The organism is Microbacterium arborescens (genome assembly GCF_049707515.1).
GTDB classification, from domain to species: domain Bacteria; phylum Actinomycetota; class Actinomycetes; order Actinomycetales; family Microbacteriaceae; genus Microbacterium; species Microbacterium arborescens_B.
Genome location: NZ_JBNAFI010000008.1, coordinates 29,750 through 55,053, shown reverse-complemented (window position 1 = coordinate 55,053; position 25,304 = coordinate 29,750). Strand labels below are relative to the sequence as shown.

Sequence of the window (25,304 nt, the reverse complement as noted above, 5' to 3'; positions counted from 1 at the left end):
ATGTTCGGGCCTCTTCGGGGAGGCCCACCGCTCACAGCTCCGAATCCGGAGCGTGTGCGGCCGTGGGATCAGATTATCTTCCGGTGGGCAGGAAAGGCTGAGCCTCTGCAGACCTTGCGGCAACGTTGCGCTCGTCTTCACACGACCTTGTGGTTCCGAACCTGCGGGGCGCATTTTGCACGCTCGCGGCTTCGTGCCACACTCGTGGGGATTGCTGGGGGAGGGACTTGGCGGGCGGTGCGCGCTCGTCAAGGTGATTGCTACCCAACGAGGAAGACATGAAACCCGTCAATCAGGATCCCCGAACCATCCGCCGACGACGATCTTCGCAAGCCGTCGTCGCGACCCTGTCCGCTCTTGCGCTCATGCTCGCCGGCGCCAGCTCGGCGCAGGCATCAGGCGACGTCGCCCCCCAAGCGACCGTGGCCCGCACGGTGACGGTGACGGTCGCGCCCAGCGACGTCGCCACCGTCTCGTCACGGACGCCCAAGACCGTGCTGAAGACCCAACCGCTCAGCGCGACGTCGACCCAGGACCGGAGCTACGCGCGCTTCACGCTGCCGGCCGATGTCGACACCACGAAGCCCGTGTCGGCATCGCTGTCGATGACGGTGCGGTACACGACCGCGACAGCGGCCGGTGTCGACGTCTACGCGGAGCGAGGCGCGTGGTCGAGCTCGACCCTGACCTACGCCAACCGTCCGAGTGAGGCCGGAGCCCGGCTGGCTCAGTCGAGCAGTACCGCTCGGGTCGGCTCGGCGCTGACCCTGCCGCTCGGCGACGTCGCGCAGGTCGCCGCCAAGGGTCAGCTCTCCGTCCGCCTGATGTACCGGCAGAAGCACGTCTCCACGACGTTCTTCCGAACGGGCGACAAGGCGCCGTCGCTGAAGCTCACCTACACGCGCAAGCCCGCCGCCGCGCCCGCCCCCACGACGCCGCCGAGCGCTCCCGCGCCGCCGAGCCAGCCTGCGCCGCCGTCCACAGTCGACACCTCGCGAAAGGTGTTCGCCCACTACTTCCCGCCGTACCCGGTGTCCATCGACAACAAGCCAGCGGAGAGCGACTACTACACGCGCAACTACCTGAGCCCGGACGGCGAGGGCGGCAAGCACGCCGAGTACGGCGGGCTGCTGCGCGACCGACCGCTCGCCGTGCCGCCTTCCGGGTCGTCGTCGTGGAAGCTCGACAACCTTCGGCGCGAGGTCACGCAGGCCAAGAGCGCGGGCATCGACGGTTTCACCGTCAACATCATGAGCGTGGGCGGCTCCAACTGGGAGGCGACGAAGAATCTCTTCGTCGCAGCCGAGCGGCAGGGCGGCTTCGCCGTGGTCCCGATGATCGATGCGTCCGCCTCGGTGGCGAACAGCGATCCCGCCACCGTGGCGGACCGGCTCGCGGAGCTCTACCGGTCCAAGGCCGCGTTCCGCGTCGGTGACCGGATGCTGCTGTCGTCGTTCGCGGCCGAGAAGAAGAGCGTCGACTGGTGGTCGCGCATCATCGACCGGCTGAAGCGGGTGCACGGTGTGCCCGTGACCTTCCAGGCCGTGTTCCTCAACGCCTCCGACGCCAACATGTCCGCCTTCCGCGGCATCGCCGACGGGTACGGGAACTGGGGCGTGCGCACCGAATGGCACACCGCCAACGGCCCCGACTACGCCGCGCGTGCCGCAGCCCTGGGGAAGACCTGGATGGCGCCGGTCTCGGTGCAGGACTACCGGCCGCGCGCCGGCGTGTTCGCCGAATCGGGCAACACCGACAACCTGCGGGCCTCCTGGAAGCGCGCGATCGACACCGGGGCGCAGTACGTGCAGCTGGTGACGTGGAACGACTACAGCGAGAGCACGCAGTTCGCCCCGTCGGCCGACCACGGCGACACGTTCCTCGACATCAGTCGGCCCTACCTCGACTGGTTCCACAGCGGTACGCAGCCGCGTGTTACGCAGGACCAGGCCTTCCTGGTGCACCGCACGCAGTTCACCGGTGCCCGACCGACCCTCGGCCACCTGCTGGCGGCACCGACTCTCGGCGGCACTTCGGGCAGCCCGACCGACGAGGTGGAGGCGGTCGTCTACCTCACCGCTCCCGCGACTCTCACCGTCACCGTGGGCGGAACGACGACCCGCTTCGACGCTCCGGCCGGTCGGTCGGTGTACACGGTGCCGCTCCGAGAAGGTGCGGTGTCGGCGAGCATCGACCGTTCCGGCAAGCGGATCGTCTCGCTGTCCTCTCCGTACCGCGTCGTGGGATCGCCGCGCGTGCAGGATCTCAGCTACTACGGGGTGAGCAGCCTGGGCTGACGCCCGGAGCGACCGCTCACCGCCGCCCCGCGGCCGACGGCTCTTCCCGGAGCCCGTCGGCCGCGGGGCGTTCGTTCGAGGCGTCGGTGGTGCCGGATGCGCCGCGACTGCTCGCCCCCGTGCCGCGACCGCCGCGAACGCGGCGCCCGGCATCCGGTGCGACGGCGTACGTGGCGTAGCTCCGCCGGTCGGCGCGCGCCGACCGGGCCAGGTTCAGCACGACGCCGTGGATCGTGGCGCCCACCGAGGTCAGCCGCGCGACCGTCCGGCGGACGTCGCGTTCGCGCACCCGGCCGGCTCCGACCACCAGCACCGCTCCGCCGAAGACGCGCGCCAGGACGGCAGCGTCCGCGACCGGGTGCACCGGTGGCGCATCGATGATGACGATGTCGTGCGCGGCACGCAGGTTCTCGAGAACGTCGAGGGCGCGTTCGGACTCGAGCAGTTCGGACGGGTTGGGCGGAACGGGCCCGGCCAGCAGGACGTGCAGTCGGTCGGGGCCCCATGCCACCAGGGCGTCGTCGAGCGTCGCCTCACCGGCGATGACGTTCGTGAACCCGAGGTCGGGCGGAAGGTCGAGGATGCGGCTCAGGCTCGGCCGTCGGAGGTCGGCCTCGACGAGGCACACCGATGCCCCGGTGGCCGCGAGGGCGACGGCGGCATTCGCGGCCGTCGTACTCTTGCCCTCGCTCGGCACGGATGACGTGAACACGAAGACGCGGTGCTCTTGCGACGCCTGCACGAAGCGCAGGTTTCCCCGAAGTCGGCGGTAGTCCTCGGAGCGCAGGGAGTGCGGCGCCGACAGGAGCGCGAGCGGAGCGCGGTCCGCGGTGCGGTCGGCGCTCACCGTGCCGATGATCGCCGCACCGGCGGCTTCCTGTGCCTGCTCCACCGTGCGGACGCGCGTACCGAACATCAGCCGCAGCAGCACGACGCCGGCGGCGGCCACGAGACCGCCGAGTGCTCCGAGGATGACGAGCATCGGCGTGTGCGGTGCGGAGGGCAGGTTCGGCGGCACGGCGTTCTCGATGACGCGCAGGCGGACCGGCGACGTGCCGTCGACCTGCGGCGAGAGCGTCGGCACGACCTCGGCGAGCTTGGCGGCGACGAGATTGGCGATGCGAGCCGCTTCGCGCGGCGACGGATCGACCGCCGAGATCGAGATCATCGACGTGTTCAGGGGAACCGCGGTCGACACGCGCGAGCGCAGCTTCGCGGTCGAATCCTCCAGCCCCAGCTCGTCGATGACCGGCGCCAGCACGATCTCACGCGTCGCAACGGTGCTGAGATTGCGCGCCTGCTGCTGCGAGAAGTTGCTGCCCTGCGCCAATTCGCCCGTCGTCGAGCTGCCGGTCACCGCGACGAACACGTCGGCGCGAGCCGTGTACTCCCGTGGCACCGACCAGGCGTAGGCGAGCGCAGCAGTGGCGCCCAGCGCCATCAATACGACCACCGTCATCCAGTGATAGCGGATCACCCGCAGAACACGGTTGGACTCCATAGCGTCCCCCATTCGCGCGTCGATGAATCGACGCGGCCCCAATATGCCGCGTGTGAGAAACACGCGGACCCCCGTCTGCCATGATATGCGAGGGGGAGGCTCGTGGGGAAGCACACCGGAACGATCGGCGCAGCGGGAATCCGCAGCGACGCCGAGACGTCACTGCGCGGCGGCGCGCGCATCGCGCTGCTCGCGCTCTCGATCGGCGTGCTGAGCATCGCGTTGCCGGTCGCGCTCATCTCGGACATCCCCGACCGCGGGCGCAGCGAGGCCTGGATCGTCACGTTGCTGATCATGGTCTACGGCGGCATCCGCCTCTCGCTGACGTGGGTGTCGGGACGGCCCCACCTGTTCGACTTCTTCTTCTGGGTCTTCGGCTACATCTTCATGGGGCTCGCGCCGACGGCGCAGATCCGCGCCGACGCCGTTTCGACCACGACGCCCGGCATCGATCCGGCCTTCGACCTGCCCACGGCGGGAATCGTCGCGCTGGGCCTCGGGTGTTACGAGATCGCACGTGCGGCCTGGATGCTCCTGCAGCACGCCCGCCCGCCGCGCGCCGCACGCGCGCCGCGCGCCGTCGGCCCGGCGCGGGCGATCGGGCTCGCCGTCGTCGGGCTCGGCATCAGTGCGTTCTTCGTCGCCCAGCTCGGCCCGGCCGCGGCCCTCGGCAGCCGTGAGGCGGCGTTCGCCGCCCGCGAGGCGCGCTGGCCCGATCCCGCGGTGCGTGCCGTCATGTACGCGGCGGCGGTCTACCCGCTGCTCATCGCGACGGGAGCGATGACGCAGCTGCGCCGAGTCGCGCGCTCACGGGCCGGCCGCATCGCGTACACGACCGCCGCCGTCGCGGCCGCGGTCGTCCTCCTGCTGATTGTCAATCCGATCGCGAGCGCCCGATACACCTTCGGCACCGTCGCCGTCGCCCTCGCGATCTTCGCGGGCGCTGCCGCGACCCGGTTCCGCGCGCGCGTGACGATGCTTCTGGCGATCGTGGCGTTCCTGTTCGTGTTCCCGATCGCCGACGCTTTCCGCACCGACGAGGTGCGCGTCAACCGTACGAGCTTCTTCGGCGAGTACCTCGCGAACCCCGACTACGACGCGTTCTGGCAGATCGCCAACTCACTCGCCTATTGGCTCGACGGTCTCGTCGAGCCGGCACGGCAGTTCCTCGGCAGCATCCTGTTCTGGGTGCCGCGCGCGATCTGGCCCGACAAGCCCACCGACACCGGCATCGTGCTCGCGGAGTACCGCGGATACGCGTTCGACAACCTCTCGGCGCCGATGTGGGCCGAAGCGATGGTCAACGGCGGAATCATCGCCGTCGTGGTCGTCTTCATCGCGCTCGGCATCGTGCTGCGGGCCATGGACGTGCGTATCGTCCCGGCGTTCGCCGGCGGCGGCGTGTGGGCGATCGTCGGCGCGGTGCTGCCGGTGTACATGACGATCCTCATGCGCGGATCGCTCCTGCAGGCCACCGGCGCGACGACCGTGATGATCGCATGCCTTCTGCTCGTCGCCGGGCAGCTGGGTTTGCCCGGCGACGAGGGTTCGGATGGCGCGGAGCCGGATCGCGCGGGATCAGGCGACGCGGAGCTCGGCGTGGCTGCGCCGGTACCACGCGATCGTACGGGCCAGCCCCCCGCGTAGCCCGATGCCCGGCGTCCAGCCGGTCGAGCGCAGCAGCGAGATGTCGAGCAGCTTCTGCGGCGTGCCGTCGGGCTTGGATGCATCCCAGCGGGTCTCGCCGCGATAGTCGACGATCTCGGCGATCTCGTCGGCGACCTCGCGGATCGTCATGTCGCGACCGGTTCCGACGTTGACGTGCGATGCTCCGTCGTAGTGCTCCATGAGGTGCACGATCGCCGATGCGAGATCGTCGGCATGCATGAACTCCCGACGCGGGTTGCCCGATCCCCAGTTCGTCACGACGGGGATCCCGAGCGCGGCAGCTTCGTCGTAGCGGCGGATGAGCGCCGGCAGCACGTGCGATCCGAGCGGCGAGAAATTGTCGTTCGGACCGTAGAGGTTCGTCGGCATGACCGAGATCCACGGCAGCCCGTACTGGCGTCGCACCGCCTGAGCGTTCAGGATGCCGGCGATCTTCGCGATCGCGTACGCATCGTTGGTCGGCTCGAGATGACCGGTCAGCAGGCTGTCCTCGCGCAACGGCTGCGCGGCGAGCTTCGGGTAGATGCACGACGACCCGAGGAACACCAGCCGCTCGACGCCCGTTTCGGCCGCAGCGTCCATGACGTTGGACTGGATGCGGAGGTTGACGCTCAGGAAGTCGACCGGATAGGTGCTGTTGGCGAGGATTCCGCCCACCTTGGCCGCCGCGAGCACGACGTAGCGCGGTCGCTGCTCGCGGAAGAACCGGAACACCTTGTCGCGCTCGGTCAGATCGAGCTCGGACGAGGTCCGGGTCACGATGCGGTCGAAGCCCTCCGATTCGAGACGCCGCACCACGGCGCTGCCGGCGAGGCCGCGATGGCCCGCGACGAAGAACGTCGCGTGTCTGTCGAGGCGGCCCGGGACGAAGTCGAGACCGTCGCTCACGCGGCCCAACCCGACAGGGCGACGGTGTCGATCCACGGGCGACCGGCGAACTCGAGGGCGCGGACGTCGGCGTCGACCATGATGCGCGCCAGCTCGAGCGGCCCGACCGTCGCCTTCCAGCCGAGCTTCTCCTCGGCCTTGCTGGGGTCGCCGATCAGGGCGTCCACCTCGGTCGGACGCAGGTAGCGCTCGTCGAAACGGACGTGACGCCGCCAGTCGAGACCGACGTGTCCGAACGCGGCCTCGAGGAACTCCCGCACCGTGATGCCGATGCCGGTGGCGAGCACGAAGTCCTCGGGCTCGTCGGCCTGCAGCATGCGCCACATGCCCTCGACGTACTCTGCGGCGTAGCCCCAGTCGCGCACGGCGTCGATGTTGCCGAGGTAGACGTGGTCCTGCGTCCCGAGCTTGATGGCCGCCACAGCACGGGTGATCTTGCGCGTCACGAACGTCTCGCCGCGGCGCGGCGACTCGTGGTTGAAGAGGATCCCGTTGACGGCGAACATGTCGTACGCCTCGCGGTAGTTCTTCGTGATCCAGTAGCTGTAGAGCTTCGCGGCGGCGTAGGGCGAACGCGGGTAGAAGGGCGTGTTCTCGTTCTGCGGCGGGGGAGTGGCCCCGTACAGCTCGGACGAGGAGGCCTGGTAGAAGCGGGTCTGGATGCCGGACATGCGCACGGCATCGAGCAGCCGCACCGAGCCGGTGCCGGTGGTGTCGGCGGTGTGCTCCGGCTCGTCGAACGAGACCCGCACGTGCGACTGGGCCCCCAGGTTGTACACCTCGTCGGGCTGGATCTGCGCCAGCAGCGTCGCCATCCGGACGCCGTCGCTGAGGTCGCCGTAGTGCAGGAACAGACGCGCCCCCACCTCGTGCGGATCGACGTACAGGTGATCGATGCGCGACGTGTTGAACGTCGACGCGCGGCGGACCAGACCGTGGACCTCGTAGCCCTTCGCGAGCAGCAGCTCGGCGAGATAGGAACCGTCCTGGCCCGTGATACCGGTGATGAATGCACGCTTCATGAGCGTTCTCCCCCAAAGCCTCGGCGCTGCAGCCCCGTCGCGCGACCCGAGCGGACCCCTCCGCTCGGCGCGTGCCGATCCCCAAATCGACGGTGTTGCGAGTATAGGGATGCCGAGCTCTCCACCACAAGCGCGGGTCATCGGGCGTAGAGCGTGACGAGCCTCTCCGCGATGGCGGGCATGGTGAATCGGTCCCGGGTGAGGGCGCGCCCACGGGCGCCGCGAGCGCGTGCGTCGACGGGGTCGCTGAGCAGTCGTCGCATCGCGGCGACGAGCGGTTCGAGCCCGCCGTCCGTGACGAAACCGGCGTCGGCGTCGCGGACCGCCGGGGCCAGCCCGCAGGTGTCGGTGACGACGACCGGGAGCCCCGCCGACATCGCTTCGAGCACCGACATCGGATACGGCTCGTCGACCGACGGCAGCACGTAGCCGCTCGCGTGCCGCATCCGCTCTCCTGTCCGCGCCGGCTCCAGAGCGCCCTCCCACCGGATCCGGTCGGCGTGTCCCGAGGCCGCGATGGCGGCGCGCACGGCGTCGCCCTCGCCCTCGTCGGGTCCGACGAGGCTGAAGCGCGCCGCGGGGAACTCGGGCGCCAGGCGCGCCGCGGCCTCGACGAAGTGCACCGGCCGTTTCCGCGGCGCGAGACGGGCGAGGTAGAGCAGTTCAGGGCCGGGCGGGTCGGCCAGCGACCCCGCGGGAACACCGTTGGGCAGCTCGACGAGGCGCGCGCGCCCACGCCCGACCGCCTCGAGCGAGGATCGTTCCCGCTCCGTCAGGTGGGTGACCGCCCGCGCGGCGGCGAGGGCCGGCCGGGTCAGCGCGGCATCGAGTGGGACGGCGAGCGGGTTGGCGGTCTCGTCGATCATCCCGTGCGTCTGCAGCACGGTCGCGACGCCGCGGGCCTGCGCGATGCGCGCCGCGGGCAGCGTCACGAGGTCGCGCGCGGCGTGGACATGCACCACGTCGAACTCGTCGACGTGCCGTCGCAGCGAGCGCAGCAGACCCGGTGACCCGATGCCCGCGAAGCCGATGCCCGGGATGATCGTCCGCGCGGGGAACAGGCGCGCGGGGATGCCGTCGACCTCGGACGGGACGACGTCGTAGCCGCGCGCGGCCCCTGCCACGACGACGTCGTGCCCGAGGTCGCGCAGCGCCATGAGCTGATTCAGCGCCACGCGCACCGGCCCGCCGTACTCGCCGTGCGGACTGACGAGGGTGACGACCGCGAGGATCCTCACGACCGCACGACCGCGGCAGGAGCGAGCGCCGTGCCCCCCGCGGGGACGTCGTTGACGACGAGGGCCGTGGCGCCGACGAGTGCGTCGGCGCCGATCCGGACGCCCCGAAGCACCGTCGCGCGGGCGGCGACCCAGGCGCCGTCCTCGACGACGATCGGTGCGTTGTCGAACTCGAAGGTCGGGGATCGGCGGTCATGGCTGCCCGTGCACAGCAGGGCTCCCTGCGAGACGCACACGTCGCTGCCGATCGTGACGGGTTCGAGGTTCAGGATCCAGACGCGCTCGCCGATCCAGGTGTCGTCGCCGATCTCGAGCTTCCAGGGCCAGTGGACCCGTACCCCGGAGCGGAGATTGACCCCGCGCCCGATGCGCGCGCCGAACGCCCGCAGCACCGCGATGCGCACCCGCACCGGGACGAACCACGGCATCACCGCGATCGCCGACGCGAGCTGCCACGCCGCCTGCCAGACGGGCCCGCGGCCCTTGTCGTATCCCCTGCCGCTGAAGCCAGCGAGCCTTCGCCGTTCCCCCATGGCGCCTCATCGTACACACGGCCCGGGAACCGGCTGGAGACAGAAGGCCATCCGATGCGGTACCGTCGCTTCCGTACGGACAGGCGTGGGGACGCCGTCCGGATTCGGGGGGTATTGGGGGAATGTCCGACGTGCGACGGCGATTGCGCCGTCTCTCCGGCGGACTCGGCAGGATGTCGGGTTTCGCTCTGTCCATCGGCCTGCTGGCGGTCGCATCGCTGGCAGCCATTCCGGTGATGGTCTCCGCCGAGGGCGATCGTGGCTGGGGGGCGATCGCCCTCGGTCAGGCCGTGGGCGCCATCGCCGCCGCGGCGATCGGATACGGCTGGGGGGTGTCGGGACCCGCTCGCATCGCGGTCGCCGACGAACCGCAGCGCCGGACGGCATACGTCGAATCCGTCCGTGCCCGGCTCGTGCTCTTCGCTCCGATCACGCTCGCGAGCGGCCTGGCCGCCGCAGCTCTCGCACCGCAGTCGGCGGGGCTCGCCGCCCTCGGCGCCGTGACGGCGGCCGCGGCCGGGGTGTCGGCCAACTGGTACTTCGTCGGCCGCGGGGCGCCGTTCGCGCTCCTGCTCGCCGAGACGCTGCCGCGCGTCGCCGGGACCGTGGTCGGGATCGCCCTGATGCTCGCCGGCGGGGGAGCCGCGGCTGGACTGGCGGGGATGCTCGGCGGGATGGTCGCGGCCTTCCTGGGGTCGACCGCCTGGATCCTGCTGAGGTCGCGCCGCCACCGCGCTGTCGCGCCGAAGCCCCAGCGGCTGTCGCGCATCCTGGCCGAGCAGCGGCACGGCATGGGGTCGGCGCTCGGCAGCGCGATCTACATCGCGCTGCCGCTGGTCGTCGTCTCCGTCGTCGCGCCCGCGGCGCAGCCGGTCTTCGCCCTCGTCGACAAATTCCAGCGCCAGATCGGCGTCGCCTTGCAGCCGGTGATCACCGTCGCTCAGGGCTGGGTGCCCCGTCGCGACAGCGTCGAGAGCGCGTCGCGGGCAGGGAGCGCGCTCCTCGTCGGCGGCGCGCTGTCGCTCGTGATGGGTCTGGCGGTCGTGGTCGCGGGCGGGCCCGCACTGGCGTGGCTCGGCAGCGGAGAGATCGCGGTCGTGCCGGTGGCCATCGTGCTCATGGCGTCGTTCGTCGCGGTCAACTTCTTCGAGTCCCTCGTGGCCAAGGCGCTGCTGCCCTCGCTGGGGCGCCTGCGCATCGGTGCGCACGCGACGATCGTGAGCACCGTCGTCGTCGTCCCCCTCGTCGCCCTCGGGGCGATCCTGTGGGGTGCGCCCGGCGCGCTGGCGGCCGTCGTGGCGGGCCTTCTCACGCGCGGCGCGGTCGAGGCGGTCGCCGCATCGCGCGCCATCCGATCGAGCAAGACCCTCGTCGTCCGGGAGGAGATCGATGCCTGACAAGATCCGTGATCTGCTGAGGCTCGCACTGTGGCTGCTGCCCGCGAGCCCCGTGAAGAATGCGCTGCTTCGTCGCGCGGGCCACCGCATCCACGCCACCGCACAGGCTCGTGCGAGCCTCGTGTGGCGGGTCGCATCGTTCGAGATGGGTCCCGGCTCGTCGTTCGGGTCGGCCAACGTCGTGAAGAACATGCGTGAGATCCGGCTGGGGCGCGACACCCTGCTCGGCCGCTGGAACCTGATCTCGTCCCATCCCTCGTTCGTCCGGCATCTGCCCGGTGGCGGGGCGCTCGTCCTGGGGGATCACGCCAAGATCACCAGCCGCCACCAGCTCGACTGCTCGGGATCGGTGACGCTCGGTGCCTTCGCGTCGATCGCGGGGCACCAGAGCCGCGTGATGTCGCACAGCGTCGACCTCGAGCGCGACGCCCAGGCCGCCTTCCCCGTCGTCATCGGCGAGCGGGCGTTCGTCGGCACCCGCGTGCTCATCCTCGGCGGCGCCGTGCTGCCGCCGCGCTCCGTGCTCGGAGCCGGGTCGGTCCTGACCCGCGCGCGCGGCGTACCCGAGCCCGGTCTCTGGGCGGGGGTGCCCGCGAAGCTCCGGGGCGCGGTGTCGGGAGCCTGGTTCGACCGCCACGAGACCTCGACCCACGACCTGTGGATCCCCGAGACCGACGAGATCGTGAAGACCCGATGAACTCCGCCAGGCGCTCGCGGCGGATGTCCGACGTCGCACCGTCACCTCGACCCGCGCGGAGACCGGGCGGCGGACACTGGTGGCAGATCGACTGGGGCGGGATGCCGGTGTGGGCCGTCGCCCTCTCGGTGGTCGCGATCGGCGGGCTGCTCGCCGGCGGCTTCGCGCTGCGCCCGAGCACCGCGGCCGAGGACACGCCCTCGCCGATCGTGGTCTTCCTCGGGGACTCGTACACGGCCGGTACCGGCGCGTCGGACGACTCGCTCGGCTGGGCGAGCCTCGTAGGCGAAGCGGAGGGGTGGCGGGTGCGCAACCTGGCACGCGGCGGCACGGGATACGCGTCGACGGTGACGGGGGATGCCGCCCCGGCGGCCTGCGGTCGCGACGAGTGCCCCTCCTTCGGGCAGATGGCGCAGGAAGGGACGTCTCTGCTTCCGGACATCGTCGTGGTCTCCGGCGGGCGCAACGACGTCGGCGACGAACCCGTGGATGCGGAGGTCGATGCGTTCTTCGACACCGTCGCGGCGGCCTATCCGGGCAGCCGCATCTACGTCACGGATGTGCTCTGGCACGACCGGGCGCCGGAGGCTGTGGAACGGCTGTCGGAGGTCGTCCAGCGCGATGCGCGGCGTATCGGGGCCACCTGGCTCGACATCGGTCAGCCGTTGGCGACCGGCGACGGCCTGCTCGCTCCCGACGGCATCCATCCGAACGACGCGGGACACGAGGCCATCGCGCGAGCGGTCATCGCCGCCCTCGGGTGATCTCCGGCTCGCCGCGCTCTCAGCTCTGCACCGGCACGGAAGCGCCGGCGAGCGATCGGAACCACTTGCGCGCCAGCAGTGCGGTGATGCCGGTGGTGGCGAGCAGCAGGGCGGCGTAGACCGCGAGGAAGACCTCGGGTGCACCCCACAGCACGAACGCGACCGCCAGGATGCCGTAGTCGGCGGGCAGCAGCAGCACCGCCCGCAGCGTCGACGGGGGCGGGGTCGGCCCCGATGCCGGTGCGAGGAGCGAGTACAGGGTCAGGCCGGCGAAGAGGATCACGGCCACGAGCGCGTACCCGAGGGGAAGAAGCAGCCAGGCTCCTCCGGACCGGCCATTCGCCGTGAAGCCGATGAGCACGGCCGCGTGGACGCCGACCATCTTGCCCGCATCCACGACATGGTCGAGCCATTCGCCCGCGCGCGATGACGCACCGGTGAGGCGGGCCACCTGGCCGTCGGCCGCGTCGAGGGCGAAGCCGACGACGAGGAGGGCGGCTGCGATGACGCCGGTGACCGCGCTCGTCGGCACGGCGGCGACGACGACGAGTCCGGCCACTGTCGCGAGCGCGGAGATCGCCGTCACGGCGTTCGGCCCGATGCCGGCCGCCGCCGCTCCTGCGGCGAACACCCGCCCCATCGGGCGATTCACCCAGCGCGAGTACAGCGAGACGCCGCGCTTGCCCTTCTGAGCCCGCCGCAAGCTGTTCCACGCGTCGCCGAATCGCACTATCGCCCCCAAATCGTGCCGGTCGGTGGAATCCGACCTATGCGTCCCCTGAGCCACAGTGTACGATGCACGAGACCGGAGTGGTGCTGGGGCATCGATCCGGTCCTGGGGAGGGGCGTACGGCGGGGGCCGTGCGTTTGGGGAAGCGCTCGCGAGGGCGCGCAACACTTGGGGAACACTCGTGCGTACACGCATCGCGGCCGTCGCCGCTGCCGTTCTGGCTCTCATCATCGGCGTCGGCGTCGTGGGCGTCAGCGCCCCGGCATCCGCTCTATCGCCGGGGGTGTCGTTCGCTGCGGAAGATCAGCCGACCTGGCAGACCAACGGCACGATCTACGCTCTCGGTGCGGCCGGGGGCAAGGTCGTCGCCGGCGGGACCTTCTCGCAGATCCGTCCGCCGGCGGGTCGATCCGATGCGGTGCGAGCGCGCAGCGCCCTCGTCATCCTCGACGCCGAGACCGGCGAACCCGACGCGTGCCAGTTCGGCCTCACGCTGAGCGGCGGCACGCCGACGATCCGGGCGATCACGGTCAGCGCCGATCAGTCCCGCGTGTTCATCGCGGGCAACTTCTCCGCCGTCGGCGGCGTCAACGTCGCGCGCATCGCGGTGCTCGACGTCCAGGCCTGCACGGTGGCGCCGTTCAAGTCGCCGCTGCCCGGGTCGACCGTCACGGCGCTGGCCCTCCATGGCAACGTGCTGTACGCCGGCGGCCTCTTCAAGACCGTGGGCGGTCAGACCCGCGAGGCCTTCGCGGCGTTCGACGCGACGAGCGGCGCACTCCTGCCGTGGACCGCCAATGCCGTGCGCGGTCGTACCGACCTGCCGCCGCAGGTCAACGAGGGTCGCGCGATCGCCGTCTCACCCGACGGCGCCAAGGTCGTCGTCGGCGGCGACCTCTTCTCCATCAACGGCCAGTACTCGCATTCGATCGCGATCGTCAGCGGCGCGAGCATCGTCGACGGCACCGGCGGCGACGTGCTGCGCACCTATGCGCCGGGCTTCATCCCCGACACCTCGGTCACGAAGACGATCATCGACGGTGGCGACGGGCGGTTCTACATCGGCAACGAGGGCACCGGCGGCGGGGTCTTCGACGGTAAGGCCGCGTTCTCGTGGGCGACGGGCGACCAGGTCTGGCGCGACACCTGTCTGGGAGCGACCCAGTCGCTCGTGATGTACCAGGGCACGCTCTACTCGGCCAGCCACGCGCACGACTGCAGCGGCATCAACGCGTTCAACGACGGCATCCGTCGCTACTTCATGGCGCAGAACCCCGACTCGATGGAGGTCCTCGGCTGGCTTCCGCTCGGTAACGACGGCATCGGCGAGGGCATCGGCCCCCGCGCCCTCGCGGTGGCCACCGGCAACGGCAGCGGACAGCGCTACCTGTGGTCGGGCGGCGACTTCACGACCATCAACGGACGGGCGCAGCAGGGTCTCACCCGGTTCGGCCCGCAGGACACCGGAGCCCCGCCCACGCCCGTGGCGAGCGCGCAGGCGACCAGCGACGGCACGGTCCAGGTGCGATTCCGCACCGTCGTGGACGCCGACGACAGCCACCTGACCTACAGCGTGTACCGCGGCAACGCCACGGACCCGATTTGGACGGGGACCGGCAGGTCGCTGTGGTGGGAGCGTCCGCAGATCACCTTCGTCGACGCGAACGTCACCCCTGGGGCGACCTACTCGTATCGCGTCACCGCGAGTGACGGCACCAACACCTCGGCACGTTCCGCCGCCGTCAGCGCGACAGCTCGCTCGGCCGGGGCCGACTACCCGGCCGCGGTGCGTGCCGACGGGCCGACCAGTCTGTGGTCCGGCACGACCAACGGAACGTGGGTTCACGACTCCGGCGCGGCGCAGAGCCGCACCGACGCGGTGCCGGCGATCCTCATGGACGGCGCGACCGTGTCGGCCAACGGGGCCGTCCCGGCCGCCGGCGGCTCGCTGCAGTTCGACGGGACCGACGACTACGCGATCACCGATCAGCTGCGCCCCGGGCCCTCGACCTACACCGTGGAGGCGTGGATCAACACGACCACGACCTCGGGCGGGAAGATCGCCGGATTCGGCAACGGCCGTCCGCGCACCGGATCGAACACCTCCAACCTCAGCGGATCGTACGACCGGCACGTCTACATGCAGAACGACGGCCGCGTGACCTTCGGTGTCTGGATCGGCGGCGCTTCGACCGTCACCACGCCGCAGCCGCTGAACGACGGGCAATGGCACCACGTCGTCGCGACGCAGGGGGCGGGCGGCATGGCGCTCTACGTCGACGGTCTCCGCGTCGGGTCGAACGCCAACACCAACCAGCAGCCGTACTGGGGCGTCTGGCGTGTCGGCGGCGACAAGCTCGGCGGATGGCCCGGCCAGCCCGCGAGCAACTTCTTCGGCGGGCTCATCGACGAGGTCGCTGTGTACCCGACCGCGCTGCCTGCCTCGCGCGTCGCCGCGCACTACCAGGCCTCCGGCCGGACGCTCGACCTGAACGCGGCTCCCGCCGACGCCTACGGCGCCGCTGTCTTCGGTTCCGACCCCGCGCTCTACTGGCGCTTCGACGACACCGACGGTGTCGCCGCCGACGCGTCGCTGTTCAAGACGAACCCGGGCACCTACAACACCGGCGTCGTGACGCAGCCCTCGGGTGCCGTCTCGGGCAGCGGGTCCATCCAGCTGCCGGGCAACGAGTCGGGCACGGTCGCGCTCAGCCGGCCCACATCCCCGACGAGCACGACCTCGGGTGAGATCTGGTTCCGCACCGACACCACGGCGGGCGGCAAGCTGTTCGGCTTCGAGAACACCCAGACCGGTAACGGTTGGAACTACGACAAGCACCTGTACATGACGAACGACGGGCGCCTCGTCTGGGGTTCGTACCCCGGATACGCCGCCACGGTCGAGTCGTCGAAGGCCTACAACGACAACCGCTGGCACCACGCGGTCGCCGTCATCGACGAGACCGGGCGCAAGCTCTACGTCGACGGCGAGCTGGTCGCGGCGAACGGACAGACCGGTGCCGAAACCGGCGACGGCTACTGGCGGGTCGGCGGCGGCAACATCGGTGGTTGGCCCAGCCAGCCGCAGTCGTTCTACTTCGACGGTGAACTCGACGAGTTCGCGATCTACCCCGCGACCCTCGACGCAGCCACCGTGGCGCGGCACTACGCGATCGGCGTCGCCGACACGACAGCCCCGACGGCTCCGGCCGGGCTGTCCGCGCAGACGCTCGCCGACGGTGTCCACCTGACGTGGACGGCCGCGACGGACGACCACGCGGTGGTGTCGTACACCCTCTACCGTGGAACGACGCCCGACTTCGCGCCGAGCGACGACACCCGTCTCGGCACGAGTGCGACCACCGAGTTCGTCGATGCGGCCCAGGTCCCCGGTACGCGGTACTACCGCGTCGTCGCGGTCGACGGAGCCGGCAACGTGTCTCCGGCGACGGATGCCGTGCAGGTCGATGTCCGCGACACGACCGCGCCGCAGACTCCGGCTGCGCCCACCGCGACCGTGGGCGCCGATGCGGTGTCGCTGACGTGGGCTGCCGTGGCCGACGACGTCGCCGTCACGGGGTACACGGTCCACCGCGGCACGACCGCCGACTTCGCGGCCACGGCCGAAAACGCCGTCGGCACCACGGCGACGACCGCGTTCGCCGACCCGCTCCCGGCGCCCGGCACGTACTTCTACCGGGTCACCGCGTCGGATGCGGCGGGCAACGTCAGCCCGGCGTCGCCGGCGTCGGGCGCGGCCCTCGTCGCCGCTCCCGACACCACGCCGCCGACCGCGCCGGCCTCGGCCACCGCGGCCCTCGTCGACGGCACGGTGCAGGTGCGCTGGACCGCCGCCTCCGATGACCGAGGGGTCAGTGGGTACCGTGTCCACCGGGGCTCCGACGCCGCATTCGTCCCCGACGAGACGAACCGTGTCGGTGAGGTGACCGACCTGCGGTACGACGACGCGGGGCTGCCTCCGGGTGTCTATCACTACAAGATCGTCGCCGTGGACGCGGCCGGGAACGTCGGTGCGGCCGCGTCGGTCGCCGTGACGATCGAGTCGGTCGAGCCCGTGGAGGTCACGGTCCCGATCGCCGACGACGCCATGGTGGTACAGGGCGTGCCGGGCACCAACTACGGTGCGAACACGCAGCTCTCGAGCCGCGGCGGCACCAGTCAGATCGAGTCGCTCCTCTCGGCTGCACTGCCGTCCGCACCGAGCGGGACGACGCTGACCCGGGTCACGCTGAGGCTGCGGACATCGACCGATCCGACCGCGGCCAGCATCGAGCCCACCGATTTCGCGGTGATCTCCGACAACTGGAACGAATCGACCGTCACCTGGAGCACCCGTCCGACGACGCCGGGCACGGCAGTCGGTCGTCTCGGGCAGGCTCCGGCCCTGAACACCGCGTACGCGGTCGACCTCTCGGCGGGGGCCCTGCGGCCGCTCCTCGGGCAGAAGGCCACGCTGCGGATGACGGGCACCGGCGCCGACAACCTCCGGCTGTGGTCGTCCGAGGCGTCGAACAGCACCTACCGTCCCGTCCTCGTCCTCGAGTTCACACCGCTGTCGGCGCCCGACACGGCGGCGCCCACCGCGCCGACGGGAGTGCAGGCCAACGCCACGGGCTCGACGGTCGGGCTCGCCTGGACGGCTGCGGCCGACGACCGCGGTGTCGTGCGGTACGACATCCACCGCAGCACGGTGCCGGGGTTCGCCGTCTCGGCGTCCACGAAGGTCGGCGATGCCACCGCCACCACCGCGCAGGACGGTCCGCTCCAGCCGGGGACCTACGTGTACCGGATCGTCGCCGTGGACGCGGCGGGCAACGCCGGACCGGCGTCGGGCGAAGCATCGGTCACGGTCACCGCACCCGACACGACGGCGCCCTCGACACCGGCCGCGCCTGCGGTGACGGTGTCGGGCGGATCCGCTCAGCTCTCGTGGCCGGCCAGCACCGACGACGTCGGAGTGTCCGGGTACGACGTCTACCGGGGAGCGACCGCAGGCTTCGCCGCCGACGCGAGCTCGCGTGTCGCCTCCGTCACCGCGCCCACCCACACCGACACCGGGCTGGCGCCGGGTACCTACTGGTACCGCATCGTGGCTCGTGACGCCGCCGGCAACGCCAGCGCACCGTCGGGGTCCGCCTCGGGTACCGTCGTGGCGCCCGTGCAGACGGTGACGGCGACGGTCGCCGTCGATGCGGATGCCGCGGGCTATGCCAACGCGCCCACGCAGAACTACGCGACCTCGAACCAGCTCGTCTCACGCGGCGACGTCGGACAGCAGAGCTTCCTCGAGCTCTCGCTGCCCGCGCTCCCGCCGGGCGCCACCCTGGTCTCGGCGACGCTGGCCCTGCGCACCTCGACGGACCCGTCTGCGGGAAGCGCGGGGGCTCACGACATCCATGTCATGGACGGGGTGTGGGATGAGGCCACACTCACCTGGAACAACCGGCCCACGACCGTCCGTGGGTCCGGCGCCATCGGGGCCCTGTCGGGTGCGACCGCGACCAACACCGCCTATTCCGTCCCGCTCGCGACCGATCAGTTGACGCCGCTCCTGGGACAGAGCGTGACGCTGCGGCTCTCGACCGCCTCGGCCGACAACCTACGGGTCTTCTCCCGCGAGGCGACCTCGGCGAGCCAGCGGCCCAGCCTCACGCTCACCTACACCCTGCCCTGAGCGGCGGGGGCGGCCTACGCCGCACCTGAGGCCCGGCTGACGACCCGAACGTCATCCGGGCCTCCGTGGTGCTCGGCGACCCTGCCGGTGGGCGCGCGCATCACCGCACGGTGTTCCGCGTCCACCGGGCGTGCAGACTCGTCCGTGTCAGCCCGCGAGCGCTCGAGGTCGTCGGTCTCTTACAGCCACTCGACCACCCGATCGCGATGATCAGGGCGAAGACGCCGAGCGCCGAGATGAATCACGAGACGGACAACAGGCGACCGCCCACTTCCGCGCTCGTTGTCTGACACCAACGAGCGCGCACGAACGAGCCCGGCCGAACGAGCGCGCACGAACGAGGCCGCCCACGCGCCGGGCAGCACGCCGAAACGGGGGCCGCAGACGCGACCCCCGCCGGGTGGTGAGCGAACGTCGTTGTCCGATCACGAGGGTGCGCGTTGCGCGGTCGTGGCCGACGCGACCTCCGTCGGGCGGCCGGGCCGGGCTGCGCCGCTGGTGGCGTCGTGGTGTCCGCTCGCGATCGCGGCGGCGAGGGCGCGTGCGAAGCCGCCCACGGCGGCTTCCTCGGTGAGGATGCGACGCCGGTAGCTCTGCGCCGCCGTGCCGTACTGCGCCGCCCGCTCCGGGTCGGCGGCGAGCTCTTCGGCCGCCGAGACCAGCGCGTCCGGTGCGGCGGCCGGGACGACAGGGCCGGCTCCGGCTGCCTCCATCTCGGCGTAGGTCGTGCTCGACGCGTCGACGGCGGCCAGGACCGGCTTCCCGGCCGCGAAGTACGACGTGAGCTTGCTCGGCACGGACATCTCGGTCAGGCCCGGTCGTTCGTTGACGAGCAGCACGTCGGCGGCCGCGAGCACCTGCAGGAACTCGCCCTCGGGCAGCGGGTCGACGAACGAGACGGCATCCGCGCCGGGCAGCTGCTCCAGCGCCGATCGCTGCCCGCCATCGCCGACGAGCACGAAGCGCACACGCGATCCTCGCTCCCGTGCCACGACGGCGGCATCGACGACGTTCTCCAGGCCCTGCTTCGCGCCCATCGCGCCGGTGTGCAGCACGATGATCTCGTCGTCGCGCCAGCCCATGCGTCGCCGCGTCTCGGCAGCATCCCGCACGTCCGGCTCGGGCACGTGCGACCAGTTGCGCACGACGTCGATCGGACGCGAGACGCCCAAGCGCTCCTCGAGTGCGCTCCGGAACCGGCGGTGGATGACGACGACCCGTTCCGAAGCGGCCAGCAGGCTCGCCTCGACGGCGCCGATCGCCCCCGCGCCCGTTCCCGAGCCCGCTTCCTGCACACCGAGGGCGTAGATGTCCTGCACCCACGTGACGACCGGGATGCGGCGCATCCGAGCCCGCAGGGCGACCAGGCGCGACGCGAGAAGTGCGGGGGAGACGACGACGACGACGGCGGGGTCATCCCACCGGCACGTCACGGCTCGCAGGCCGAAGGAGATCTCGAACGCCGCCCGCTTGAGCGTGCTCGGGACGCGGGGCACGTAGTGCCGGAGGCGCCGGACATCGACTCCTGCGACGGCTGCCCGCGCGGGGAGATCGCGATACTCCTCGGGCGTTCGCCACCACGGATAGTGCGGGTACGAGGTGATGACGCGGACATCCCAGCCCTCGCGTGCCAGGCCCTCGGCCATACCCGTCGTGTAGGGGCTGACTCCGGTCGGCTCAGGGGCGTAGTTGATGCCCACGAACAGGACCGAAGCGGGCGTCGAGGATTGCTGCGTGCTCATCAGTAGGCTCCCACGGGTCGGAGCATCACCTTGACGGTGCGCCACATGATCATGAGGTCGAGGGTCACGGACCAGTTCTCGACGTAACGCAGGTCGAGGGCGACGCTGTCCTCCCACGACAGGTCGCTGCGTCCGCTCACCTGCCAGAGGCCCGTGATCCCCGGTTTGATGTAGAGCCGGCGGAAGACGCGGCCCTGGTAGTTGCGGACCTCCGAGGGCAGGGGCGGGCGCGGGCCCGAGATGCTCATGTCGCCGCGGAGGACGTTGAAGAACTGCGGCAGCTCATCGAGCGAGTAGCGGCGCAGCACGCGCCCGACGCGCGTCACGCGCGGGTCGGAGCGCAGTTTGAACAGCGGTCCGGCGCCGTCGTTGGCGGGCAGCAGCTCAGCGAGTTCCTGCTCGGCTGTGTCGGTCATCGAGCGGAACTTCAGCATCGTGAACTCTCGCCCGTCGCGGCCCACGCGGCGCTGGCGGAAGAACACCGGGCCGGGAGAGTCGAGCTTGATCGCCACGGCGATCAGCGGGGTCGCCAGAGCCACGGCGGTGCACGCGACGGCGCTGACGATGAGGTCGAGCAGCCGCTTGAGAGTGTGAGCGGCCCCTTCGAACACCGGGATCTTCACGTGGATGAGCGGGAGCCCTTCGATCGGGCTGAGGCTGATGCGAGGACCGGCGACATCGGCGAGTCTGCTCGACATGATGAGCTCGGCGGCGGTGCCCTCCAGCTGCCACGCCAGCGATCGCGAGAAGTCGGGATCATCGTCGGGGATGCTCGCGACGACGATGGTGTCGGCACCCACCGCCCGCGCCACCTCGGCTATGTCAGCTGCAGTGCGCACGGCGTACACGCGGCGCGGGTCGCCGCCGGCCTCAGCATCGGTGAGCGCGAGCGCGATCACGGCGTAGCCGTTGTCGGCGAGCGCGAGCTGGCGCGTGACGTAGTCGACGTCGCGACGCCTGCCGGCGATCAGCGTCGGCGACGCGTACTCGCCCAGGCGCCGCCGCATCCGCAGCCACGCGCGCCACCTCCAGCGGGCGATCAGCAGGGCCAGGAGCCCGGCAGGCAGGGCGACGATCATCTGCATACGCAGGCCGTCCCACTGCGCGACCTCGAACCCCACCGCCAGGATGCCGAAGGCGACACCCGTCGCGTTGGCGACGCGTTTGTACTCGCTCGAGCCCGCCCCCATGACGCGGGGCTCGCGGGATCCGAACAGCGCGAGTCCGAGCAGCCAGACGATCAGGGTCGCGGTCGCGATCGCGGCGGCGACCGAGGGTGGCGTGCCGAACCGTACGGACACGACACCGGCACCGCAGACCGCAGCGCCGGCGACGAGCGTGTCGGTCACCCGCAGGCGGCGGGCATATCGTCGCTCGCGCTGCCTCCGCAGCTCGAGGCTCGGTCGGCGGCGAGGCGAGACCGCCGGATCGCGGATCTCTTCCGAGCCGATCTCCGCCCGATCATCGACGGCGGTCATCGGTTCGATCCGTGATCGTGTGCCGTGACGCGCACGACCGCATGGCTGACGCGCACGACCGCATGGCTGACGCGCATGATGTGCTCCCCCCAATGGAACATCGCGACGAAGTCGCTCAGATCGGACGTGAGTTCCCAGGCTCACGACCGAGTGCGTCGGATTGCTCCGTGGCCGTTCCCACAACGGCCCGCCCTCGATTTGTACACCATGTCGGGGGCGTAGGGGAAGTGCCACTGCGTGCCGCGCATCATGTCGGCGCGCGCCCGCGACACATGCGCGACACGCCGACTACCGAAAGCGGACGCGCTCGGTGTACTGTCTGACGCACCGGCTCTATGCCGGGATTTGGGGAATGCGCTCGTCGGGTGGGACCGACGGGCGGGTCACGAGCGTTTTGGGGGCGCTATGACACAGCGGATCGGATACGCCGCGGGGGCTTTCGATGTCTTTCACATCGGCCATCTGCAGATCCTTCGGCGTGCCCGTGAGCACTGCGACATCCTCATCGCCGGGGTGGTGAGCGACGAGATGCTTCTGCGCACCAAGGGCATCTCGTCGTTCATCCCCACCGACGAACGCGCCGAGATCGTCCGCCATATCGACTTCGTGGACGACGTTCACATCGAGCGCGTTCCCGACAAGCTCGATGCCTGGCGGGAAGTCGGTTTCACGCACTTCTTCAAGGGCGACGACTGGCGCGACACCGAACGTGGGCGCGACTTGGAGAGGCGGTTCGCGCGCGTCGGCGTCGAGGTCGTCTATTTCCCCTATACCGCTCACACCTCGAGCACGCAGCTGAGACGAGCCCTCGCGGCGGCGGCCGATCGCGGGCGCAGCGCCGCGAGCGCCTGAGGCGTGCCGGCCGGTCCACCCGCGTCATCGCGATTCGCTAGGATTTCCGCCAGCGAGGGATCGACCGCCGAGTTCGAGGGGGCGGATGTGAGCTGGGGGCGAGCATCGCGACGTCGAGCGCGTCTGCGCCCGGGCGTCGTGATCTGGTGGGATGCCGTGTCGGGCGGGCGGTTCTTCACCACCTGGAGTGCGCTCATCGCCCTTCCTCTTTCCGCCATCGTCCTCGCCCCGTACGCATCGATCGACACGGCGCTCGAGCTCGTGACCGCTCAGCTCTCGGCGCTGCTCGTCGCCTCGGCGCTGGCCGGCGCTCTGCTGCCCGTCGCGCTCGCCGAGCGCCGGATGTCCTCGCCGGCGGCGCGGGGAGCCCTCGTGCTGAGCGCACTCGTCGCGGCGGCCGTCGCCCGACCGTTCCTCAACGACGCCCTTGCCGTCGGCGTCTTCGGTCTCGGAGCCGACCCCGCGTGGGCGGAGCGCATCGTCACCAACGTCGTCGCGTGGGTCAGTGTCCTCTCGCTCGTCGCGGTGACGGAGCAGCTCTACGCCAGCTCTCGGACGGCGCGGACCCGCCTGGTCGACGCGCTGCAGGCGGTGACCGACGAACAGCGCCGCGCGGGCCGTTACGAGAGGGAGAGCCGGGAGTTCCTCGCGGCGGAGGTCGCCGAGCTGCGAGGCGCGCTGACGGCGCTCGTCTCGGCACCGCTCGACTTCGAACGGGTCCGCGTCTTCTCCGACGGTGTGCGTGCGGTGAGTCATCGCGCTCGAGACCGAGCCGGGCTCGAACTGGCGGAGGTCGCCGCTGACCGGGCCGTGCCCGTGGTGGCGAGCGGCGTGCGGACCTTCTTCGAGCGCTTGCGGCCGCCCGCGGTGGGCCTCGTCGGCGTCATCTTCGCCGCCGGGAGTGCGCCGTTCGCGCTGCGCACCGGTGGCCCGGCGCTCGCGGCCGTGGTGACCGTGAGCATCATCGTCCTCTGCCTCGGCGCCGACCACGTCAGTCGGCACCTTTCCCGCGGCTGTGCGCCCCACGAGCGCGGCGTCCGCATCGTCGCGGTGTGGGTGGGCGCCGGGATCGTCGCCGCGGCCGCCGCCGTGCCGATCGTGGGCGGGCACACCGCCGTGCCGCTGGTCACGGTCGTCGCCCTCCCCGCCGTCGCGATCATCGCGGCGCTGTGCGCTGGAGCAGTCCACCGGGGCAGGGTCGAATCGCGCCGGCTCGGCCGGGCGCTGCGAGCCGTCGTCCGTTCCGCCGCCGACCAGACTTCCGGCGCACGCCAGAACCTGGTGCACGCCTCCGAGGTCCTTCACGGTCGCGTGCAGGGCAGCTGCGTCATGCTCGCGGCCCAGGTCGACGACGAGGTCGCGACCGCGGCTGACATCCGCGCATTCGAGCTCGCGATCGGCGCGGGGCTGTCCGACGCGCTCGAAGCGGGAGGGTCGCCGGGTGCTCGGCCCGCGGATCTGGCCGAGACGGTCGCGATCTGGAAGCCGGTGCTGACGGTGTCATCGGACGTCGACCCGGCCGCGGCGACCGCGATGGCCGACGCGCTGGTGTCGACCCGCGTGGTCGCGGTCGTCGCCGAGGGGCTGGTCAACGCGGTCAAGCACGCCGCAGCGCGCTCGGCGGCGATCGAGGTGCACGGTGCCGACGACGGATCGGCTGTGGCGGTGCGCATCCGCACGCCCGGCCGGCTGCGCGGCGACACGCGCGGACCGGGCCTGGGCGTCTCGGGGCTCGGGTCGTCGGCGCGTGTGTTCCAGGTGGGCGACGACGTCGTGCTCGAGGCCCTCGTGCCGATCGCCGCTGTGACGCCCGTGGCCGCCGGTCAGGGTCGCGGGGCGCTCCACGACAGCGACTCGATGTAGCGCAGGAGCACTCCTTCGCGCAGCGCCCAGGGCGAGACCTCGAGCTCGTCGACATCGAATGCCCGCATCGCCTCGTGCAGGACCACGGCGCCGGCGACGATCTGGAAGGTCCGGTCGGCGGTGATGCCGGGAAGCTCCTGCCGAGCGGATGCCGGGATGCGGGCGAGCCGGGGGATCCACGAGCCCAGCGCCGAGCGCGGCAGCGTCATCCGTTCGATCCCCGACCAGCCCGGCACCGGGTATCCCGCGAGCTTCGCGAGCGAACGGATCGCCTTCGACGACCCCACGACGTGATCGGGTCGCGGGGCGTCGGACATCGCCGCGATGACCGGCTTCAGCGTCGTCCGGGCGTGCTCGCGCAGGCGCTCGACAGCCTCCTCGCCCGGGGGGTCGGCGGCGAGGAACTGCACCGTCATCCGGCCCGCCCCGAGCGGCACCGACGCGGCGGCATCGGGCAGCTCATCGCTGCCTGCCGCGATCTCCAGCGAGCCCCCGCCGATGTCGAACAAAAGGATCTGCCCGGCGGACCAGCCGAACCAGCGACGCACGGCGAGGAAGGTGAACCGCGCCTCCGACTCGCCGCCCAGCACCTGCAGGTCCTGGCCGAGCGCCTCCTCGATCGCCGCGATGACCCGGGGCCCGTTGGTCGCATCGCGCACGGCGCTCGTGGCCGTGGCGAGCAGCTCGACGACGTTCTCGGTGCGCGAGACGGCCACCGCCTCGGTCACGGCTGCGACCAGCGCACGCACCCCGTCGTCGCTGATCGATCCGTCGGGCTCGAGATATCGCATGAGGCGAAGAACGGTCCGCTTGCTCGTCCGAGCGAGCGGGCGCCCACCGGGGCGGACATCGGCGACGAGCAGGTGGACCGTGTTCGAACCGATGTCGAGGACTCCCAGACGCACAGGTTCACAGTAGTGGCAGCCTGGTCACGCCGTG

The 25,304-nt window shown here is 71.3% G+C and carries 17 protein-coding genes; 8 read left to right on the top strand and 9 right to left on the bottom strand.

Annotated features, from left to right (window positions below; all coding sequences use genetic code 11):
- Window positions 1-278 precede the first annotated feature (278 nt).
- Complete coding sequence (locus tag ACPYN5_RS14640; protein ID WP_424449722.1) at window positions 279-2,297, top strand: glycoside hydrolase family 71 protein; 2,019 nt, start codon at window positions 279-281, stop codon at window positions 2,295-2,297.
- A 16-nt stretch (window positions 2,298-2,313) separates the two neighbouring features.
- Here the strand turns inward: ACPYN5_RS14640 and ACPYN5_RS14635 are convergent, their stop codons facing one another.
- Window positions 2,314-3,798, bottom strand: coding sequence for a tyrosine-protein kinase domain-containing protein (locus ACPYN5_RS14635; protein WP_424449721.1), 1,485 nt, complete (start codon window positions 3,796-3,798; stop codon window positions 2,314-2,316).
- A gap of 102 nt (window positions 3,799-3,900) precedes the next feature.
- Between ACPYN5_RS14635 and ACPYN5_RS14630 the strand changes: the two genes are divergently transcribed.
- Window positions 3,901-5,445, top strand: coding sequence for a hypothetical protein (locus tag ACPYN5_RS14630; RefSeq protein ID WP_424449720.1), 1,545 nt, complete (start codon window positions 3,901-3,903; stop codon window positions 5,443-5,445).
- On the opposite strand, the gene ACPYN5_RS14625 is transcribed toward ACPYN5_RS14630, so the two are convergent.
- From ACPYN5_RS14625 to ACPYN5_RS14610, 4 genes are all read right to left on the bottom strand, one after another.
- Complete coding sequence (locus ACPYN5_RS14625; RefSeq protein ID WP_424449719.1) at window positions 5,377-6,354, bottom strand: GDP-L-fucose synthase family protein; 978 nt, start codon at window positions 6,352-6,354, stop codon at window positions 5,377-5,379. The two genes, ACPYN5_RS14630 and ACPYN5_RS14625, sit on opposite strands and share 69 nt — an antisense overlap.
- Complete coding sequence (gene gmd, locus ACPYN5_RS14620; protein ID WP_424449718.1) at window positions 6,351-7,376, bottom strand: GDP-mannose 4,6-dehydratase; 1,026 nt, start codon at window positions 7,374-7,376, stop codon at window positions 6,351-6,353. The genes ACPYN5_RS14625 and gmd overlap by 4 nt, the downstream gene beginning before the upstream one ends.
- Window positions 7,377-7,513: 137 nt before the next feature.
- Window positions 7,514-8,614 (bottom strand): glycosyltransferase, encoded by a 1,101-nt coding sequence (locus ACPYN5_RS14615; protein WP_424449717.1) that lies wholly within the window; start codon window positions 8,612-8,614, stop codon window positions 7,514-7,516.
- On the bottom strand, window positions 8,611-9,147 hold the full coding sequence (locus ACPYN5_RS14610; protein WP_424449716.1) for an LbetaH domain-containing protein: 537 nt from the start codon (window positions 9,145-9,147) through the stop codon (window positions 8,611-8,613). The genes ACPYN5_RS14615 and ACPYN5_RS14610 overlap by 4 nt, the downstream gene beginning before the upstream one ends.
- Window positions 9,148-9,320: 173 nt before the next feature.
- Here ACPYN5_RS14610 and ACPYN5_RS14605 point away from each other — a divergent pair, with 173 nt between their 5' ends.
- Genes ACPYN5_RS14605 through ACPYN5_RS14595 form a run of 3 tightly spaced genes read left to right on the top strand, consistent with a single transcriptional unit; the run spans window position 9,321 to window position 12,005 of the window.
- Entirely contained in the window at window positions 9,321-10,544 is a 1,224-nt protein-coding gene (locus ACPYN5_RS14605) for a hypothetical protein (RefSeq protein ID WP_424449715.1), read from the top strand.
- On the top strand, window positions 10,537-11,241 hold the full coding sequence (locus tag ACPYN5_RS14600) for an acyltransferase (protein WP_424449714.1): 705 nt from the start codon (window positions 10,537-10,539) through the stop codon (window positions 11,239-11,241). Before ACPYN5_RS14605 ends, ACPYN5_RS14600 begins: the two co-directional genes overlap by 8 nt.
- A complete protein-coding gene (locus ACPYN5_RS14595) occupies window positions 11,238-12,005 on the top strand; it encodes an SGNH/GDSL hydrolase family protein (RefSeq protein WP_424449713.1) in 768 nt (255 codons plus the stop codon). Before ACPYN5_RS14600 ends, ACPYN5_RS14595 begins: the two co-directional genes overlap by 4 nt.
- A 19-nt stretch (window positions 12,006-12,024) precedes the next feature.
- Here the strand turns inward: ACPYN5_RS14595 and ACPYN5_RS14590 are convergent, their stop codons facing one another.
- Window positions 12,025-12,735, bottom strand: a complete 711-nt coding sequence (locus tag ACPYN5_RS14590; RefSeq protein WP_424449712.1) for a CDP-alcohol phosphatidyltransferase family protein — start codon at window positions 12,733-12,735, stop codon at window positions 12,025-12,027.
- Window positions 12,736-12,916: 181 nt separating this feature from the next.
- On the opposite strand from ACPYN5_RS14590, the gene ACPYN5_RS14585 reads away from it, so the two are divergent.
- The gene (locus tag ACPYN5_RS14585) at window positions 12,917-18,430 is read left to right on the top strand and encodes a LamG-like jellyroll fold domain-containing protein (RefSeq protein ID WP_424449711.1); all 5,514 of its coding nucleotides are present in this window, start codon (window positions 12,917-12,919) and stop codon (window positions 18,428-18,430) included.
- A gap of 425 nt (window positions 18,431-18,855) precedes the next feature.
- On the opposite strand, the gene ACPYN5_RS14580 is transcribed toward ACPYN5_RS14585, so the two are convergent.
- Complete coding sequence (locus ACPYN5_RS14580; RefSeq protein ID WP_424449710.1) at window positions 18,856-20,172, bottom strand: glycosyltransferase family 4 protein; 1,317 nt, start codon at window positions 20,170-20,172, stop codon at window positions 18,856-18,858.
- Window positions 20,172-21,650, bottom strand: a complete 1,479-nt coding sequence (locus tag ACPYN5_RS14575; RefSeq protein WP_424449709.1) for a sugar transferase — start codon at window positions 21,648-21,650, stop codon at window positions 20,172-20,174. The genes ACPYN5_RS14580 and ACPYN5_RS14575 overlap by 1 nt, the downstream gene beginning before the upstream one ends.
- Before the next feature lie 405 nt (window positions 21,651-22,055).
- On the opposite strand from ACPYN5_RS14575, the gene ACPYN5_RS14570 reads away from it, so the two are divergent.
- Window positions 22,056-22,502, top strand: coding sequence for an FAD synthase family protein (locus tag ACPYN5_RS14570; RefSeq protein WP_424449800.1), 447 nt, complete (start codon window positions 22,056-22,058; stop codon window positions 22,500-22,502).
- A gap of 87 nt (window positions 22,503-22,589) precedes the next feature.
- On the top strand, window positions 22,590-24,365 hold the full coding sequence (locus tag ACPYN5_RS14565; RefSeq protein ID WP_424449708.1) for an ATP-binding protein: 1,776 nt from the start codon (window positions 22,590-22,592) through the stop codon (window positions 24,363-24,365).
- Here the strand turns inward: ACPYN5_RS14565 and ACPYN5_RS14560 are convergent.
- Window positions 24,326-25,270 (bottom strand): Ppx/GppA phosphatase family protein, encoded by a 945-nt coding sequence (locus ACPYN5_RS14560; protein ID WP_424449707.1) that lies wholly within the window; start codon window positions 25,268-25,270, stop codon window positions 24,326-24,328. The genes ACPYN5_RS14565 and ACPYN5_RS14560 overlap by 40 nt on opposite strands.
- Window positions 25,271-25,304 lie beyond the last annotated feature (34 nt).